This is a genomic window from Pantoea sp. (assembly GCF_039594315.1).
GTDB lineage: Bacteria > Pseudomonadota > Gammaproteobacteria > Enterobacterales > Enterobacteriaceae > Pantoea.
Window position 1 is genome coordinate 41,024 of record NZ_JBCNNP010000006.1, and the last position, 16,166, is coordinate 57,189.

The 16,166-nt window shown below is 55.1% G+C and carries 15 protein-coding genes; 7 read left to right on the forward strand and 8 right to left on the reverse strand.

All coding sequences use genetic code 11. From position 1 onward, the window contains the following. Nucleotides 1–58 precede the first annotated feature (58 nt). Entirely contained in the window at nt 59–874 is an 816-nt protein-coding gene (iolB, locus tag ABDW13_RS06300; RefSeq protein WP_343551618.1) for a 5-deoxy-glucuronate isomerase, read from the reverse strand. Nucleotides 875–900: 26 nt separating this feature from the next. Beyond that, a complete protein-coding gene (locus ABDW13_RS06305; protein ID WP_343551619.1) occupies nt 901–2,406 on the reverse strand; it encodes a CoA-acylating methylmalonate-semialdehyde dehydrogenase in 1,506 nt (501 codons plus the stop codon). Nucleotides 2,407–2,831: 425 nt separating this feature from the next. Between ABDW13_RS06305 and ABDW13_RS06310 the strand changes: the two genes are divergently transcribed. Beyond that, nucleotides 2,832–3,647: a TIM barrel protein gene (locus ABDW13_RS06310; RefSeq protein WP_343551620.1), complete on the forward strand. Its 816-nt coding sequence runs from the start codon at nt 2,832–2,834 to the stop codon at nt 3,645–3,647. Between the two features lie 165 nt (nt 3,648–3,812). Here the strand turns inward: ABDW13_RS06310 and ABDW13_RS06315 are convergent, their stop codons facing one another. Then, nucleotides 3,813–5,036 (reverse strand): MFS transporter, encoded by a 1,224-nt coding sequence (locus tag ABDW13_RS06315; RefSeq protein WP_343551621.1) that lies wholly within the window; start codon nt 5,034–5,036, stop codon nt 3,813–3,815. 229 nt (nt 5,037–5,265) lie between these two features. Between ABDW13_RS06315 and ABDW13_RS06320 the strand changes: the two genes are divergently transcribed. From ABDW13_RS06320 to ABDW13_RS06335, 4 genes are all read left to right on the forward strand, one after another. After that, complete coding sequence (locus tag ABDW13_RS06320) at nt 5,266–5,979, forward strand: ABC transporter ATP-binding protein (RefSeq protein ID WP_343551622.1); 714 nt, start codon at nt 5,266–5,268, stop codon at nt 5,977–5,979. Further along, nucleotides 5,957–6,928: an ABC transporter substrate-binding protein gene (locus ABDW13_RS06325; protein ID WP_343551623.1), complete on the forward strand. Its 972-nt coding sequence runs from the start codon at nt 5,957–5,959 to the stop codon at nt 6,926–6,928. Before ABDW13_RS06320 ends, ABDW13_RS06325 begins: the two co-directional genes overlap by 23 nt. A 3-nt stretch (nt 6,929–6,931) precedes the next feature. Beyond that, complete coding sequence (locus ABDW13_RS06330; RefSeq protein WP_343551742.1) at nt 6,932–8,581, forward strand: ABC transporter permease subunit; 1,650 nt, start codon at nt 6,932–6,934, stop codon at nt 8,579–8,581. Between the two features lie 88 nt (nt 8,582–8,669). After that, nucleotides 8,670–9,716, forward strand: a complete 1,047-nt coding sequence (locus ABDW13_RS06335; protein ID WP_343551624.1) for an AI-2E family transporter — start codon at nt 8,670–8,672, stop codon at nt 9,714–9,716. Between the two features lie 75 nt (nt 9,717–9,791). Here ABDW13_RS06335 and ABDW13_RS06340 read toward each other — a convergent pair whose 3' ends face one another. Both ABDW13_RS06340 and ABDW13_RS06345 read right to left on the reverse strand, forming a co-directional pair. Then, nucleotides 9,792–10,742 carry an ABC transporter substrate-binding protein gene (locus ABDW13_RS06340; protein WP_343551626.1) on the reverse strand — a complete coding sequence of 317 codons (951 nt, stop codon included), beginning with the start codon at nt 10,740–10,742 and terminating at the stop codon, nt 9,792–9,794. A gap of 11 nt (nt 10,743–10,753) precedes the next feature. Continuing rightward, the gene (locus ABDW13_RS06345; RefSeq protein ID WP_343551627.1) at nt 10,754–11,518 is read right to left on the reverse strand and encodes a class II aldolase/adducin family protein; all 765 of its coding nucleotides are present in this window, start codon (nt 11,516–11,518) and stop codon (nt 10,754–10,756) included. Between the two features lie 239 nt (nt 11,519–11,757). Between ABDW13_RS06345 and ABDW13_RS06350 the strand changes: the two genes are divergently transcribed. Together ABDW13_RS06350 and ABDW13_RS06355 are read left to right on the forward strand one after the other, a co-directional pair. Then, entirely contained in the window at nt 11,758–13,362 is a 1,605-nt protein-coding gene (locus tag ABDW13_RS06350; protein WP_343551628.1) for an EAL domain-containing protein, read from the forward strand. Continuing rightward, on the forward strand, nt 13,337–14,296 hold the full coding sequence (locus ABDW13_RS06355; protein ID WP_343551629.1) for a D-2-hydroxyacid dehydrogenase family protein: 960 nt from the start codon (nt 13,337–13,339) through the stop codon (nt 14,294–14,296). Before ABDW13_RS06350 ends, ABDW13_RS06355 begins: the two co-directional genes overlap by 26 nt. On the opposite strand, the gene ABDW13_RS06360 is transcribed toward ABDW13_RS06355, so the two are convergent. From ABDW13_RS06360 to ABDW13_RS06370, 3 genes are all read right to left on the reverse strand, one after another. Beyond that, nucleotides 14,285–14,767 (reverse strand): hypothetical protein, encoded by a 483-nt coding sequence (locus tag ABDW13_RS06360; protein ID WP_343551630.1) that lies wholly within the window; start codon nt 14,765–14,767, stop codon nt 14,285–14,287. The two genes, ABDW13_RS06355 and ABDW13_RS06360, sit on opposite strands and share 12 nt — an antisense overlap. 111 nt (nt 14,768–14,878) lie before the next feature. Continuing rightward, nucleotides 14,879–15,349 (reverse strand): hypothetical protein, encoded by a 471-nt coding sequence (locus tag ABDW13_RS06365; protein WP_343551631.1) that lies wholly within the window; start codon nt 15,347–15,349, stop codon nt 14,879–14,881. Continuing rightward, the gene (locus tag ABDW13_RS06370; protein WP_343551632.1) at nt 15,342–16,160 is read right to left on the reverse strand and encodes a hypothetical protein; all 819 of its coding nucleotides are present in this window, start codon (nt 16,158–16,160) and stop codon (nt 15,342–15,344) included. Before ABDW13_RS06370 ends, ABDW13_RS06365 begins: the two co-directional genes overlap by 8 nt. Nucleotides 16,161–16,166 lie beyond the last annotated feature (6 nt).

Consider the following 16,166-nt stretch of genomic DNA (forward strand, 5'->3'; position numbering starts at 1 on the left):
AGCTAATTAGCTGCCCTTTTTACATTGATGAGCATGAATGCCCACCCTACAAAACACTTTAACTGCGCGGATATTGGTCGCTGTTCACCCAGGCATGATCCTTCTCCCAGGTAAATTTCCACAGACGCTTTGGCCCCGCCATCACGTTCAGATAATAGTTATCGTAACCGGCAATGGTTGCCACCGGATGATAACCGCGCGGCACCGTCACCACATCGCGGTTATACGGCGCCATGCACTCATCCAGTGAACGGTCGTCGGTATAGACGCGCTGCATGGCGAAACCCGGTTCCGGATCGAAACGGTGATAATAGGTTTCTTCCAGATAGGTTTCGTCCGGACTGTCTTTCTGATCGTGCTTATGGCTGGGATACGAGCTGGTCGCGCCTTCGTCGGTATACACTTCCACCACCAGCAGGCTGTCGGCTTCTTTGTTATCCGGCAAGATGTTGTGCACCAAGCGCTTATTGCGCCCTTTGCCACGCTGCTCAACGCCTACATCCGCCGGTGCAATCAAACGCGCCGGTAAATGCCCGTTGCTCGGCGCATTACACACCGCCAGTTCCAGATCGCTATCCGCATACACTTCCACTTCATCGTTATGCGGCACATACACCGAGTAAGGTGGCGTGCGTTCAAATGGCGAGAGACGCTTACCCAGATTCGGGAAATCCGCGTGGCGGGTTTTCACCGAGGCAAAACCTGCAACCAGCACCAGGCACAACTCTTTGTCACCGCTGCTCAGCTTCAGGCTCTGCCCTTTTTTCAGCAAATAGGCATCAAAACCGACATATTCCCAACCGGCACTTTCCGGCGTGACATGCTGAATCCGCCCGTTGCTGTCTGGCTTTTGCGCTTTCGAAATCAGAGACATTCTCTCTTCCTCCTTGTTGAGCGATGTTAGCCCAGCGTTGGCATGCTGAACTCAGAAACAGTTTGCTGACCGCTCGGCCAGCGCACGGTGGCGGTTTTCATGCGGGTGTAGAAGCGCACGCCGTCTGGACCATGCACGTTGAGCGCGCCAAACACCGAACGTTTCCAGCCGCCGAAGCTGTGGAACGCCATTGGCACTGGCACTGGAACGTTGACGCCGACCATGCCCGCTTCCACGTTCTGCACGAATTCGCGCGCGGTGTGGCCGTTGCTGGTGAAAATGGCGCTGCCGTTGCCAAATTCGTGGCTGTTCACCAGTTGCAAGGCGCTGTCGAAATCGGTGGAGCGCATGATGCTGAGCACCGGTCCGAAGATCTCTTCGCGCCAAATGGTCATATCAGAAGTCACGTTGTCGAACAGCGTGCCACCGACATAGTAACCTTCGGCATGGCCCGGCACCTGAATGCCGCGTCCATCCACCACCAGTTTCGCGCCTTCCTGCTCACCTTTATCGATGTAGCCGAGCACTTTCTTCTGGTGCGCCGCTGAAACCACCGGCCCCATTTCATTCTCTTCCGCACCTTGCTGGATGCCAGGACCGACGCGCAGCGCTTTGATCAGCGGCGTCAAACGGGCAATCAGTTTGTCAGCAGTGTCATTGCCCACCGCCACCACCACCGGCAACGCCATGCAGCGTTCGCCCGCTGAACCAAACGCGCCGCCCATAATGGCGTTCACGGTGGCATCGAGATCGGCATCTGGCATCACGATGGCGTGGTTTTTCGCCGCACCAAACGCCTGAACACGTTTGCCGTGCGCGCTGGCGGTTTTGTAGATGTGTTCTGCGACGCCAGAAGAACCGACGAAGCTCACCGCGGCAACGCGCGGATCTTTATACAGTTGCTCAGCGTCTTCGTTTGAAGAGTGCACCACGTTGAACACGCCATCTGGCAGGCCAGCTTCTTTCAGCAGTTCAGCCATGCGCACTGACGCAGACGGATCCAGCGCCGGTGGCTTCAGAATGAAGGTGTTGCCGCAGGCCAGCGCGATCGGGAACATCCACAAAGGCACCATCGCCGGGAAGTTGAATGGCGTAATCCCCGCCACCACGCCAACTGGCTGCATCAGTGAGTAACTATCCACGCCAGTCCCAACGCTCGGTGAGTTTTCACCTTTAATCAGATGTGGAATACCGCAGGCATACTCGATCACTTCGATACCGCGCGTCAGTTCACCCAGCGCATCTGACCACACTTTACCGTGCTCAGACACGATCAAGGCAGCCAGCTCATCGCGGTGTTTTTCCATCAACGCTTTGAAGTTGAACATCACACGGGCACGACGCAGCGGCGCAGTTTTCGACCATTCAGGGAAGGCGGCATGAGCGACTTCAATCGCTTTTTCAACTTCCGCCGCGGTGCTTTGCGTCAGTTCGCGCACCACTTTGCCGGTTGCCGGGTCGTAAACGGGAATGGTTTCATTGCTGGCGCTGTGGGTAATTTTGCCGCCGATAAAGTTTCCTACGATAGTCATGTCGTTGCCTCTTTGATGTGGAGTTCCCTGCAGGCAGCCAATACAAAACAGCGACGCTACCCGATCAGGCAATACTTAAAGCGTGCTATGAAGCTATAGCAATGAAATAAATTTTTCAAATACTTCTTTTTGGAAAATTTCCTTTTAGCGGCATGGATCGCATTTTTTCTGCACAGGATGATGAGTCATGACAAACCTGCCTGTAACGGTTGTATGCGGGCGATGAAAGACCCGCAAACCCTGCTAACGCTTAACGTCTGCAAGCACAAAATTTGTGTCATCTTTCCAGCCAACTAATGCAACGCGAAACGAAATATGAAATTTTTGCGAGGCAGATCCAATATCTGATATTTCATAATTCAATAATAATGAAATAAATGTTCTCTTTGCTGCACCTTATCCGTATCCACTTACAGGAGCCGTAAATGGCCATCGATCCAACCCGTTTCTGTATTAACCGCAAAATCGCACCTGCGCTGTCGTTGGAAGCGTTCTTTCAACTGGTGCAGCGCCTCGGCTTGAGTAAAGTTGAGCTGCGCAATGACATGTTCAGCGGCAAGGTGACCGATGATTTGAGCGTGACGGAACTGCGGGCGCTGACGGATAAATACCATATTGAGATCGTCACGATTAATGCGTTGTATCCCTTTAACCGTGCCGACGACGCGCTGCTGGCAAAGGCGGATGCGATGTTAAAAGAAGCCAAGGCGATTGGCGCGCAGGCGCTGGTGATGTGTCCGTTGAATGAAGGGATTGAACGAACACCGCAACAGACGCTGGAAGCGTTGCAACTGCTGGCGCCGCGCTTTACCGAGTATGGCATTCAGGGATTGGTTGAGCCGCTGGGCTTCCCGGTGAGTTCACTGCGTTCGGCGGTACAAACGCAGAAGCTGATTAAACAGGCGGGCGTGCCGTTTAAGCTGCTGCTGGATACCTTTCATCATCATCTGTATGAAAACGCTGAAAATGAGTTCCCGCAGGAAATTGAGGTTAATCAGATTGGCCTGGTGCATCTTTCCGGCGTGGAAGATACCCGCCCAACGGCGCAGTTGACCGATGAAGAACGCATTATGCTCAGCGATCGCGACGTACTGAACAGCGTGGCGCAAGTGAAGCGTTTGGAGATGCTGGGCTATAAAGGCGTTTATGCCTTTGAACCGTTCTCAACAGAACTGGAGAAATGGGGCGCGAAGGAAATCGAGCGCGAAGTCCGTCAAAGCATTGAGTTGCTGCAAGCCTAAAAGAACCCTTATCTGTGTCTAAAGACACAATTTGCTAGGTTTGGCCTCGGTCGGAGGCCTTTTTTTATACTCACATCTCATCTTCGAATTGGTGCGCATAAATGCGCACCCTACGGGGTTTTGTAGGGTCGCCATTTATGGTGACCTGGTGTTCATCCACATCACCTAGGCATTCTCTTTAATCTCGACCGTGGGCGTTTCCGGCAGGCGTTTCATCATGCGCAGCGTGCAGAACAACGCTAAACACACCAGCAGCGCGGTAAGGAAATAGACCAGCGACACACCAGCGTAACTCATGATAAAACCGGCAATCGGGCCGGTAATCCCCAACGACAAATCCATAAACGCGGTATAGGTGGCTAACGCGCTGCCTTGATTTTGCTGCGGCACCACTTTCACCGCCACCACGCCAATTGCCGGGAACACCAGCGAGAAACCAGCACCGGTGAGAAATGCGCCCATCTTCGCCATCCACGGTTCAAAGGAACCGGCCACCAGAAACAGGCCGATGGCTTCCACCGCAAAACAGATGCTCGCAACGCGCAAGCCGCCCAATTTGTTGATCGCATTGGGAAACAGCAAACGTGTACCGACAAACGCCGCGCTAAACATCGTCAGAGCGAAGGCCGCGCCGTCCCAACCTTTGTCCTGATAAAACAGCGTGATAAAGGTGGCGATCACGCCAAATCCGGCGGAGCCCATCGCCAGAATCAAACCAAAGCCGTAGACCTTGCTCAGCACATCACGAAACGGCAACGGCTTGGCTTTGCTGCCTTTGACCGGCGCACGCGGCAGCGCCAGCGCAATCGCCAGTACGCAAATGCCGATGATGATGCAAGAGAGCAGCAGCAAGCCGCCGCTGCGGAAAATCACCACGCCGAGCGGCGCGCCAATCGCCATCGCGCCGTACGTCACGATGCCGTTCCACGAAATCACCCGACCAATGTGCAGCGATCCAACGCGCGCCACGCCCCACAGCGAAGTGCCGGTGCCGGAGAAGCTTTGTCCGATTCCCAGAATCACGCGGCCCAAGCACAACAACACCAGACTCAGCACGCCCTGCCCTTCGCTCAGCGCCGACAACAGAATGCAGATGCCGCTGATCAAACAACCTACCAGCCCGAGCACCACCACTTTTTTCGGCCCCCACATGTCAGCATAACGTCCGGCGTGCGGTCGGCTCAACAGCGTGGCGATGTATTGCAGGCTGATCACCAATCCAGCCCAAAAGGCGTTGTAACCCAGCCCGTCATGGACAAAACCGGGCAGCACCGCCAGCGGCAAGCCGATGGTGAGATAGCTGGCAAAGTTGAACTTTACGATGGAAAGGATCAGCAGATTGAGACGAAAACGCCCGTGTTCAGGTGCGGCGGCAGGCAGGTCAGGCATGAGTGATTGCGCTCGTGGGTGACGGAATTTTTATACAAGAGCGTTAACTATACGCTTTTTCCCACCGCGTGCATCCGCAGATCGCCTGAATTTATGGTCATCAATTCGTCATATCGCCCACGTAGACTCGCCGCCATCAAATCCCAAAGAGGATAAACAATTTGATGACGCTCCTGATTTCTGCTCAGGCGCGCGTGCACCACACCAACTCTCTCACGGGAGGTGGAAGATGACGCATGCCGCGCTGCCAATCGAACTGAAAAATCTCAGATGGTCGGTGGGTAACCTGACTATTCTGCACGATCTCTCCCTGACCATTCCCGCAGGCGAAATCCTTGCGCTGCTCGGCCCCAGCGGTTGTGGCAAAAGCACACTGCTGAAGATTTTGGCGGGTTTGCTGCAACCCAGTGAAGGCGAATTGTGGATCGGCGACCGCTGCGTGGCGTCGGCCAACCATTGCGATGCGCCGGAAAAACGCAACCTCGGCATGGTGTTCCAGGATTATGCGCTGTGGCCGCACATGTCAGTGGCGCAAAACGTCGCCTTCCCGCTGCGCATGCGCGGCATGAAAAAAGCCGCCGCGCGTCAACAAGCCGACGCCGCATTAGCGCAGGTGGGTTTGGCTGACTTTGGCGATCGCAAACCGGCGCTGCTTTCCGGCGGCCAGCAACAGCGTGTGGCTTTAGCGCGCGCGCTGGTAGCGAAACCGGCGATCCTGCTGTTCGACGAACCGCTCTCCAATCTTGACCGCGACCTGCGTGAAACCCTGGTGCATACCATGGCGGATTTGCTGCGCGCCGCGGGCATTACCGCTGTTTACGTTACGCACGATCGCGAAGAAGCCAACACCTTGGCCGATCGCATCATTCACCTGGCGCAGGGCCAGATTGTTTCCGTTACTCACCTCTCAGGGGACCGCAATGCCATCTCTCAAGTTATCTAGAACAGGAGCCATCAGCGCGATGATTTTGACTTCCGCCATGATGATCAACGATGCCCAGGCGTTAACGGTGTACACCGCCGGTCCAGGATCGTTATCGAAAAGCCTTGCTACCGGATTTGAAAAACAAACCGGTATCAAAGTGAATATTTTCCAGGCCACCACCGGCAAAGTGATGGCGCGCCTCGAAGCAGAACAAGCCAATCCGCAAGCCGATGTGTTGATTTCGGCTTCATGGGATACCGCTGAAGATCTGCAACAGCGCGGCTGGTTGCTGCCGTTCCAGAGCGCCAACGCGGCGCATGTGCCGGATCAATTCAAAACCGCCAGCTATGTGGCGCAAGGCATTTCCGCGCTCGGCATCGTGTGGAATACCCAAAGCAACACGCCAGAGCCGAAAACCTGGCAGGATCTCACTGCACCAGCGTTTAAAGATAAAGTCACCACGCCCGATCCGGCACTTTCCGGTGCTTCGCTTGATCTGCTGATTGGCCTGCAAAACAGCGAAGGTGAAAAAGCCTGGCAGCTGTTTGACCAGCTTAAAGCCAACGGCATGGTGATGAGCGGCCCGAACGCGCAGGCGGTAACGCCGGTGCTGCAAGGCGCGAAAGCCGCGGTGTTTGGCGCGGTCGATTACGTCACCTATAACAACATCGCTCAAGGCGAAAGCGTGAAAGTGATCTTCCCGGAAAACGGTACGGTGGTCGCGCCGCGTCCGATGATGATCCTCAAAAGTAGCCAGCACGCCGATGATGCGAAGAAATTCGTGGATTATGTGCTGTCGGATGAAGGTCAGGAACAAGTGGCCAAAGCCTGGTTGATGCCAGCGCGTACCGACATCAAAGCGCAACGTCCGCTGATCACCGAGATCAAATTGCTGCCGACTAAAAGCGATGGCAGTAGCGAACGTTCGGTGGTGTTGAAGCGCTTTGGCGCACTGTACGGGCAGTAAATGATGTCGCGTGCCCTGAATGGATTGATTCTGCTGGCGCTGATGCTGCTGGTCGCGCTGCCGCTGTTATTTATTTTGCTGCAAGCGGTGTTTCCACACTTTGGCGAAGGGAGCTGGTGCGACGCATTCAGCACCTTACCGGCGCTGCTTGACGATCCGCAACTGGCCTCAATGTGGCTGGGCACGCTGAAAATCGGTGGCGGCGTGGCGCTGTGCAGTTTGCTGCTGGGCTTACCGCTCGGCGCACTGCGCGGCCTGTTCCGCCTGCCGGGCGCGGCGCTGTGGGATCTGCTGTTTCTGATCCCCTTCCTGACGCCGCCATATATTGTCGCGCTGTCATGGACGCTGGCGCTGCAACGCAACGGTTATCTGCAACAACTTACCGGCATCAATTTCGACAGCCTGCTGTTCAGCAGTAGCGGCATGATTCTGGTGATGACGCTGAATATCTTCCCGGTGGTGTATTTTGCGGTGTCGCGTTCGCTGCTGGCGAGCGGGCAGCGTCTGGCGTGGGTAGCGCGCGTGCATGGCGCATCGGCGTGGCGCGGCTTCTGGCATGTCACCTTGCCGCTGACGCTACCGGCGCTGGCGGGCGGCGTGCTGCTGGCATTCACGCTGGCGATTGAAGAGTACGGCGTACCTGCGGCGCTCGGCACGCAAGCCAATCTGACGCTGATGACCGTCGGCATCGAAACCAAACTCGCCGACTGGCCCATCGATCTGCCCGGTGCAGCCTCGCTTTCATTAATGTTGAGTTTGATAGCGCTGGCGGCGTGGTTCTTACAACGCAAACTCACTGGCAGCAGCGATGTCACCGCCGTTAGCGGCAAACCGGTGATGCAGGAACTGGCGCAGGCTGGTCGCTGGCAAAGTGTGATGCTGCTACCGTTTGTGCTCACCGTGCTGCTGGCGGTGGTGTTGCCGCTGGGTGCCATGACCTTGAGCGGCTTGCTGAATACGCTGTCCGGCGGATTGCATCTTAATAATCTGACGTTGCGCCATTTCGGCGCGCTGTTCAGCCAGCAAGGCGATGCACTGGCCGCCTTCTCCACCAGCATCGGCTTAGCATTAGGCGCGGCGCTACTGACCGGCGCGCTGGGTTTCCTGATCGCCTGGCGCGTTTCGGAAGGCAAAACTCGCTTACTGGCAATGATGGATGGTTTGGCGCTGCTACCCGCGGCGATGCCGGGCGTGGTGGTCGGCGTGGGTTTGATCCTGCTGTGGAATCGCGGCTTCTGGCCGGCTTCACCGTATAACACCCTATTTATCCTACTGTTATCCTACAGCTGCTTGTTGCTGCCGTGGCCGGTGCGCTATGTCAGCAGCGCGTTGCGCCAACTGGCACCCACGCTGGAACCGGCGGCGCGTGTGCACGGCGCATCGCGCTTACAGGCGCTGCGCTTGATCGTGCTGCCGTTGGTCTCTCCTGCCTTACTGGCCGCGATGATGATGGTGTTCGCGGTGGCGTCGCGCGAGTTAGTGACATCGCTGCTGCTGGCCCCCGCCGGTACGCAAACCGTGGCAATCTTTATCTGGCGGCAGTTCGAGCAAGGTTCGGTAGGACAAGGCATGGCAATGGCGACGCTAACGTTGCTGGCGAGTTTGAGTTTGATGCTGGCGGCGACAGCGCTGATGCGGCGTCAGAGCCGATAATGATGCGGAATTTCTGTTTATCTTAAAAAACAGACGCTTAATTTCCATCAACTACACTCTCCTGTGAAATGATGTCTCAGGAGAGTGAATGAACAACCTGCCACAGGAAAAAATTGGCCAGAACATTCTGGTGAAGTTGGCGATGCTGGTGATTATCCTGGCGGGCATTCGCGCCGCGTCAGAAATTCTGGTGCCCTTCTTGCTTGCCAGCTTTTTGGCGATAGTACTCAACCCGCTGGTGACTCTGTTGATGCGGCGCGGCATGCGGCGCACGTTCGCCATCACGCTGGTGATTACGGTGATTTTTATCGTGGTGCTGTTACTGATTGCCGTGCTTGCCAGTTCTGCCAGCGACTTCAGCGAAACCTATCCGCAAATCCGCACCATGCTGGAACAGAAGCTAGCAGTGGTTCAACATTTTGCCGCCCGTTTTCATATCAATATCTCCACCGACGCGCTGGCCGCCCGGCTCGATCCCAATGTGGTGATGGATATGGCCACTTCGCTGTTGAAGCAGCTTTCCGGTGCGATGACTAACGTGCTGCTGCTGATTCTCACCGTGGTGTTTATGCTGTTTGAAGTGCGCCACCTGCCATACAAAATGCGTAATGCGATGGTGAATCCACAAATCCGTATTGCCGGTTTGCACAAGGCGTTGAAGGGCGTAACGCACTACCTGGCGCTGAAAACCTTGGTGAGTTTGCTTACTGGCGTCGCGGTATGGCTGTCGCTGTTGATGCTGGGTGTGAAGTTCGCGCTGTTCTGGGGCGTGGTGGCGTTCATCCTCAATTTCATCCCCAATATCGGGCCGATTATCGCAGGCATTCCGCCGTTTATTCAGGCGCTGGTGCTGAATAACATTTATGACGCGATGCTGGTGGCAGCGCTGTTCAGCGCAATCCATATGCTGATCGGCAATATGCTGGAACCAAAAATGATGGGGCGCGGGCTGGGATTATCGACGTTAGTGGTGTTTCTATCGTTGATCTTCTGGGGCTGGCTACTGGGGCCCATCGGCATGTTGTTGTCGGTACCGCTCACCAGCGTGACCAAAATATTGATGGAAACCACGCCGGGCGGCAGCCGATTGGCAATTATGCTGGGCAACGGGCGGCCAGGTTCGCGGGCGCGTTAAAAGTTGCGCAGTAAATTGCGCCGCTACGGAGTGTGCACATATTTGTAGCGGCGCGATTCATCGCGCGTTTTGAGATTATTGTGTCTGGAACACACTGTTATCCGTGATCGCCTTCACGTTCACCTTGTTCGGCAGGATATTCAGCTCGCTGAACAAGTCCGACACCTTCTGCACTTTCGCCACATCCTCTTCCGTCACACCACGAATGCCGTGCGAAATACGCGCGGTAATCTGCTGCGCGTCTGCCGGTTGCAGGCGTGTGAGCTGTGCGTACACCTCGTTATATTGCTGCGGATGTTGCAACGCCCACTCACGTGCCTTGGCTAAACGATGGGTGAAATCAGCAATCGCCGCGCGTTTGGCGGGATCGTCGAGCGAGCTTTGTGTGGCGGTGACAAACGACAGCGCGGTAGTTAAGCCTTTACCGTCACGCAGCAAACGCGCGCCATGCTTTTCGGCGATGCCGAGATAGGGATCGAAGGTCGCCCACGCGGCAATTTGCCCGGAGTTAAACGCCGCGCTGGCATCGGTGGGCAATACAAAGCGCACCGGCACCGCATCACGTTTAACCTGCGCCTCTTCCAGCGCTTCATACAGCAAATGCTGCGAGATGCTGCCGCGTGCTGAGGAGATCACCACTTGCTGACCCACCAAATCTTTCACGCTATGAATTGGCGAGTCGGCGGGCACGATCACGCCGTTAGAACCGGCATCACCCACATTGGTGGCGATGATCTTCAGCGGCACGCCGCCCGATGCCGCCATCAGCACCGGCAAATCACCGGCGTAGGAGGTATCCACCGCACCGGCACGCTGCGCTTCAAACAGCGGTGCCGCGCCCTGGAAATTGGCCCAGCGATATTGGTAAGGCGCATCCTTCATCACATCCGCCGCTTCGATCAGCGAGCGCAAATTACGTGCCTGATCGCCTAACACTAACGTCACCTTGCTTAAATCAGGCGCCGCCTGACTGCCAAACGCCGCGCACAGCAGCAGCGCAGAAACTACCGGTTTCAGCCATTTCATCGGTTGGGTTCTCAGAGTGCGTTGCGATTGAGCTGGCGGATGTAAGCATCCCAATGCAGCTGATATTTGTGGTTACGAATGCTGTTATCGAAGGCTTGCGCAGCTTTTTCAGCGACGTCATCCGGCAGGATGATCAGTTCCGCGCCACCGGATTGCGCCGCCAGTTGCGCCTGACACGCGCGCTCAAGGTAATACAGGTTGTAGAAGGCTTCTTCGATGCTGCCGCCGCTGGTCAGCAAACCATGATTACGCAGGATCAACGCGTTGAGATCGCCAAGATCGGCGACGATGCGTTGCTGTTCGTCGAGATCCAGCGCGATGCCTTCGTAATCATGATAAGCAAGGCGATTATGAAAACGCGTGCTGTGCTGCGAGATCATCAGCAAGCCGTTGCGCTGCGCCGAGACGCCAATGCCCGCCGCGGTATGCGTGTGCAGCACCGCGTGTGCATCGGGTCGCGCCCGGTGAATCGCGCTGTGAATCACAAATCCCGCCTGGTTAATTCCCAGACCGGTTGGGTCGTCAATAATATTGCCGTCGATATCGATTTTGACCAGCGTTTCGGCCTGGATCTCATCGAAGGTTTGCCCGAAGGCGTTGATCAGGAAATGAGGCTGATCGCCCGGCACGCGCAGGGAAAAATGGGTGTAGATATGGTCGGTCCAGCGCAGTTTCGCCGCCAGGTGATAGGCTTGGGCCAGCTTGGTGCGCGCCTGCCATTCCCCTTCGCTGATGCGCTGCCGCAATGACACGACATCCAATGTTTCAGTGCTCATTTAGGTTCCTCATTTCAGGTCAATATGCTTGCCTAACATCGTGGCATAGCGAATTTCCCGCTGGGAAATGCCAATAACGGCAAAACATTGTCAATAAACGCAAAGCGAGGTCGATAATTGACCTGTATCACACCGGTTTAATCTGAAATCGCTACCCTACACAGCCCCATGAAAATGGTATGCTGCTGACGCCGTAACCCGCTGTTTCTCTGCGGCTCTAACCGACCGAGGATTGTCTGGTGCCACTAAAAAAACGTAATCATGATTTTGGCTGGCTCTTAATTGTCTGTGCTGGCTTATTGCCGCTGGTACTCGGCATCCTTTGTACGGCTATTGAGGCGCGCCACACGGTGAGCCAACAGCAGATTTCCACCGCCAATACCTTGCTGACGCAAGCGGAAAAGATGAGTGATAACGCCTGGGATATGATCACCCAGCTGCGCCAATATCATTATCAGCCGTGCGCGCAGATTGAGGACCAGCTACAACGCGCCGGTACGCTTAATCCCTATTTCCGCTCGATTGGCCTGCTGAAAGGCGAAGACATTAACTGCTCTTCGGCATTTGGCCTGACGCACGGCACCTTAAGCCAAATGATGATGCAGCCACCACCCATCACCGGCAAAGCCTGGTGGAGCATTTCGGTGCGCGGCACCTACGGCGTACCGAACCGTCCGGCGGTGGTTTTTGTGCGCCAATTGCCAGATACCAGCGGTTTTTGGGCGGTGATTGATGGCCAATATTTGATGGACTTCATGAACGCGATTGGCGGATCGCGCGGTTATCGCATGAGCCTGCAATTCAGCGGCGGCGCGGTGATCGCCAGCGGCCCGGACGATATGCGCCCCAAGCTGTATATGAAAAGTGAATCTTATAAAGCGCAATCCAGCCGCTATCCGATTAGCGTTGACGTCACTGTTCCCTCTTCTGAGTTGCTCAAAGCGTGGCGTCAGGCGCTGTTTATCTTCCTGCCGATGGCGGCGATTTTCTCGATTCTGTTGATGGTGCTCACGGCGAATTGGTTGCGTCGCCGCATTTCCTGGCACGATGAAATTGCGCGCGCCATTCGTAATCGTCAGTTCTCGGTGCATTATCAGCCGGTTTACAGTACCGAATTGCAAGCTTGTGCCGGCGCCGAAGCCTTGCTGCGCTGGACACGACCGAATGGTGAAATGATCCGCCCGGATATCTTTATCAGCGCGGCCGAAGCCGAAGGCATGATCGTGCCGTTAACTCAGCATTTGCTGGAGCTGATGGCTGAAGATATTCAAAGCTGGCAAGTGCAGCCGGGCTTCCATATCGGCTTGAATCTGGCGGCGGAACATCTGCAACATGCCGACTTTGTGCCGGATATTGAGCAGTTCGCGGCACGCATTAAAGGCAAGCAAATGAGCATCACGCTGGAGCTGACCGAGCGCAGCCTGATTGATGATGGCGAAATGGTAGCCAGCAAGCTGCGTCATTTGCAGGCGCAAGGCATGAAAGTGGCGATTGATGATTTCGGCACCGGCCACTGTTCGCTCACCTATCTGCTGACCTTCCCGCTGGATTACCTGAAAATCGACCGTGGCTTTATCAACGCGATTGAAGGGTTAGAGATTGAAACGCCAGTGCTGGATGCGATCATCAACCTTAGCCACAAGCTGAAGCTGGATGTATTGGGCGAAGGCGTGGAAACCGCGCTGCAATTTGAATATCTGCGCCAGCGTGGCGTGATCTTCATTCAGGGCTATTATTATGCCCGTCCGATGGATAATGACCAGTTGCAGACCTGGCTTAGCGAGCAGGGGCAGCAACCGCTTCTCGTTGAGGAACCTCATGAGCCTGAATTGCATCATTCTTGATGATTATCAGAACGTCGCCCTGTCGCTTGCCGATTGGGCGTCGCTCGAACCGCTGGTCCACACCACTTCCCTCACTGAACATTTCGCCGATCAGGATCAACTGGTCAAACACATCGCCCATGCCGACATTCTGGTGGTGATGCGCGAACGCACGCCGCTCAGCGCCGAACTGATTGGCCGCCTGCCGAATCTAAAAATGGTGGTGACCTCCGGCATGCGCAATGCCTCAATTGATTTGCATGCCTGCGCCGAGCGCTACATTGCGGTATGCGGCACCGCCAGCGGCAGCGCGGCACCGATGGAACTGAGCTGGGGATTATTGCTGGGTTTAGCGCGCCATATCGTGCCGGAGAATCAGGCACTGCGCAGCAACGGACCGTGGCAGCACAGTTTGGGCATGAGTTTGCAGGGCAAAACGTTGGGATTGCTGGGATTGGGTAAAATTGGCGGTGAAATGGCCAAAGTGGCACAGGCGTTTGGCATGCGTGTTTGCGCGTGGAGCCAGAATCTCAGCGTTGAACGTGCGGTGGCCTGCGGCGTTGAACATATGCCGACGCTCAACGCATTGCTGAACATCAGCGATGTGTTGTCGATTCATTTGGTACTGAGCGAGCGTACGCGCCATTTGATTGATACCACCGCGCTGACGCAGATGAAACCCGGCGCACTGCTGATTAACACTTCTCGCGCGGGGATTGTCGACCAATCGGCGATGATTGCCGCCTTGCAATCAGGACAATTAGCCGGAGCCGGTTTAGACGTGTTTGAACAGGAGCCGCTGCCCGCCGATCATCCACTGCGTCAGTTACCTAACGTGCTGGCGACGCCGCATCTTGGCTATGTGGCAGATACCAATTACCGCACCTACTTCACGCAGGCGGTGGAAGATATTCAGGGATGGTTGACGGGTGCGCCGCTGCGCTCACTGCTCTGATCGTTCGGCACGGCGCTTTTCAGCGATGCGCAGCGCCACTTCGACGCTGTCTTCCGCTACGCCGCTGGCAGGCTGATCGCGCTGGGCATTCATCCGCTGGGTGATGCGTTCCAGCGTTGGCGTTAATTGCCCCATTAATCGCTGATATTCATCAAGTTGGGTGATGGGTTGATTGCGCGCGATGCTGGTTTCCGCTAAACGTTGCAACTGACGAAAACTGTCTAACGCCTGGCTGGTGAGCAATCCGGCCTGGCGCCAACTTTTCAGGCGCTGCATGAGTTCATCGGGTTGTTGTGCTAGCAGCGCCAGTTGCGCATCCGCGCGTTCACCGCAGTTAATCCAGGCAACGGACTCGACCGCAACGGCAGCAGCACGCCGAGCATCAGGCACAAGATTGATAAGATTCCTTTCTACACTGTCAATCATCGACAGCCACGGATTCTCAAAAAACGGCGCGTTTTTCCTCGACATGCATACTCCACCTCAGCAAGGCGGCAGAGTATTACTGAATGTCATACAGCTGGCAAGCGCAGCTTACCGCCTCGTTTAATGGTAAGTTTTTCTTATTTATTTGCGCAACAATCATTGATGGCAATAAAGTCGCGGCATGCCAGAATAATTGATTATTTGATCACCATTCGACAGTCGATACATCTGATAATAATCATTTTTTTCTTCACGTGATGAAGTGAAAAGAATTTGCTGCGCCAGCTTCGCAGGCAAGGTGTCATTGGGCATGATTTCCACTTTATGGGTATTTATCAGCATGAAATCACCTTGACGATACCAAGTCATATCAGAAACCCGGTGTACCTGGTAATGCGCATTATTAAAGGTCACGGTGCCCATCAATATTGAACTGCCAACGCCACCATTTTTAAAATGATTGCGCACCGTGGCATCAATGATGCCTGCGGGTTGGCTCTCATTCTCAATTTGGTAGGGAACGAAGCACCATTCCGGTACCGGCTCGGCAGGTCGCACCAGCAGCACCCATGCCCAAGGCGTCATAAACGCAATCATGAACGCCAATGCCCACCACAACTTATTCATTAGGTGATTCCTGCTGAGATACCATCCACGCCATGCAATCATTTTGCCGTTGCAGGAATGGCTGAGCGCAAAGGAACGTACTGGTAAATACGCGGGTGCGGGTTCGATTGATATACATTAACGGCGGTATTGAGCCATCTTTCATATGCGGTTTCAATGTACGGAAACGTCGCAATGCGTCTAATACAACGAACGAATTAGCTGATAAACCCTCAGCCATGAAAACCTGGGTCTGCCCTTCCTGACGTAGAAAGCTGTAATGGGTACCTTGATGTTTAACCGGCGTAAATTCACTGCTTACTAACCATGCCGCGCCAATATTCAGCAATAGAACCGCCGCAAGCACGCCACGTAACCACCAGGATCTCTTTTTCACCACCGTAGCCTTCGTTTCGGCAGAAGAGGCGTGCGAGAAGGTTGAAGCACTGACTTCGGGTTCCACATTCGTAGCCACCGTTGGCTCAACATCGTTGCAGGTTTCAACATCCACTTGCTCAGCCAGTACACAACCAATCAGTGGAACCTGATGAATCAACACGCTTAACGCACCTGCGGAGAGTGCTAAACGATTAATGTCGGAAATAGTGCTGGTTAAGCGATCGGCAAACGGAATCTCAGAAATTTCACGTTGAAACAGCAGGTGTAATGCCTGATTGCGCACCAACTTTCCCTGAGCAGTGAGCACTCGGCGCAGCACAGCACTCTGTAGTGCATTGAGCGCTACAAATTGTGCAGGGTAATTTACCGGATAAAACTTCTGCTGGTCGGCATCAAAACAGAGGCTTTTGGCAAATAAAACGAATCGCGCCATGCGAAT

Excerpts from the sequence above, each read along its gene's own strand:
- ABDW13_RS06345 (WP_343551627.1), bottom strand. The coding sequence starts at position 11,518 with ATGAGCACTGAAACATTGGATGTCGTGTCATTGCGGCAGCGCATCAGC.
- ABDW13_RS06310 (WP_343551620.1), top strand. The coding sequence starts at position 2,832 with ATGGCCATCGATCCAACCCGTTTCTGTATTAACCGCAAAATCGCACCT.
- ABDW13_RS06340 (WP_343551626.1), bottom strand. The coding sequence starts at position 10,742 with ATGAAATGGCTGAAACCGGTAGTTTCTGCGCTGCTGCTGTGCGCGGCG.
- ABDW13_RS06325 (WP_343551623.1), top strand. The coding sequence starts at position 5,957 with ATGCCATCTCTCAAGTTATCTAGAACAGGAGCCATCAGCGCGATGATT.
- ABDW13_RS06370 (WP_343551632.1), bottom strand. The coding sequence starts at position 16,160 with ATGGCGCGATTCGTTTTATTTGCCAAAAGCCTCTGTTTTGATGCCGAC.
- ABDW13_RS06315 (WP_343551621.1), bottom strand. The coding sequence starts at position 5,036 with ATGCCTGACCTGCCTGCCGCCGCACCTGAACACGGGCGTTTTCGTCTC.
- ABDW13_RS06335 (WP_343551624.1), top strand. The coding sequence starts at position 8,670 with ATGAACAACCTGCCACAGGAAAAAATTGGCCAGAACATTCTGGTGAAG.
- ABDW13_RS06305 (WP_343551619.1), bottom strand. The coding sequence starts at position 2,406 with ATGACTATCGTAGGAAACTTTATCGGCGGCAAAATTACCCACAGCGCC.
- ABDW13_RS06330 (WP_343551742.1), top strand. The coding sequence starts at position 6,932 with ATGTCGCGTGCCCTGAATGGATTGATTCTGCTGGCGCTGATGCTGCTG.
- iolB (WP_343551618.1), bottom strand. The coding sequence starts at position 874 with ATGTCTCTGATTTCGAAAGCGCAAAAGCCAGACAGCAACGGGCGGATT.
- ABDW13_RS06320 (WP_343551622.1), top strand. The coding sequence starts at position 5,266 with ATGACGCATGCCGCGCTGCCAATCGAACTGAAAAATCTCAGATGGTCG.
- ABDW13_RS06360 (WP_343551630.1), bottom strand. The coding sequence starts at position 14,767 with ATGTCGAGGAAAAACGCGCCGTTTTTTGAGAATCCGTGGCTGTCGATG.
- ABDW13_RS06355 (WP_343551629.1), top strand. The coding sequence starts at position 13,337 with ATGAGCCTGAATTGCATCATTCTTGATGATTATCAGAACGTCGCCCTG.
- ABDW13_RS06365 (WP_343551631.1), bottom strand. The coding sequence starts at position 15,349 with ATGAATAAGTTGTGGTGGGCATTGGCGTTCATGATTGCGTTTATGACG.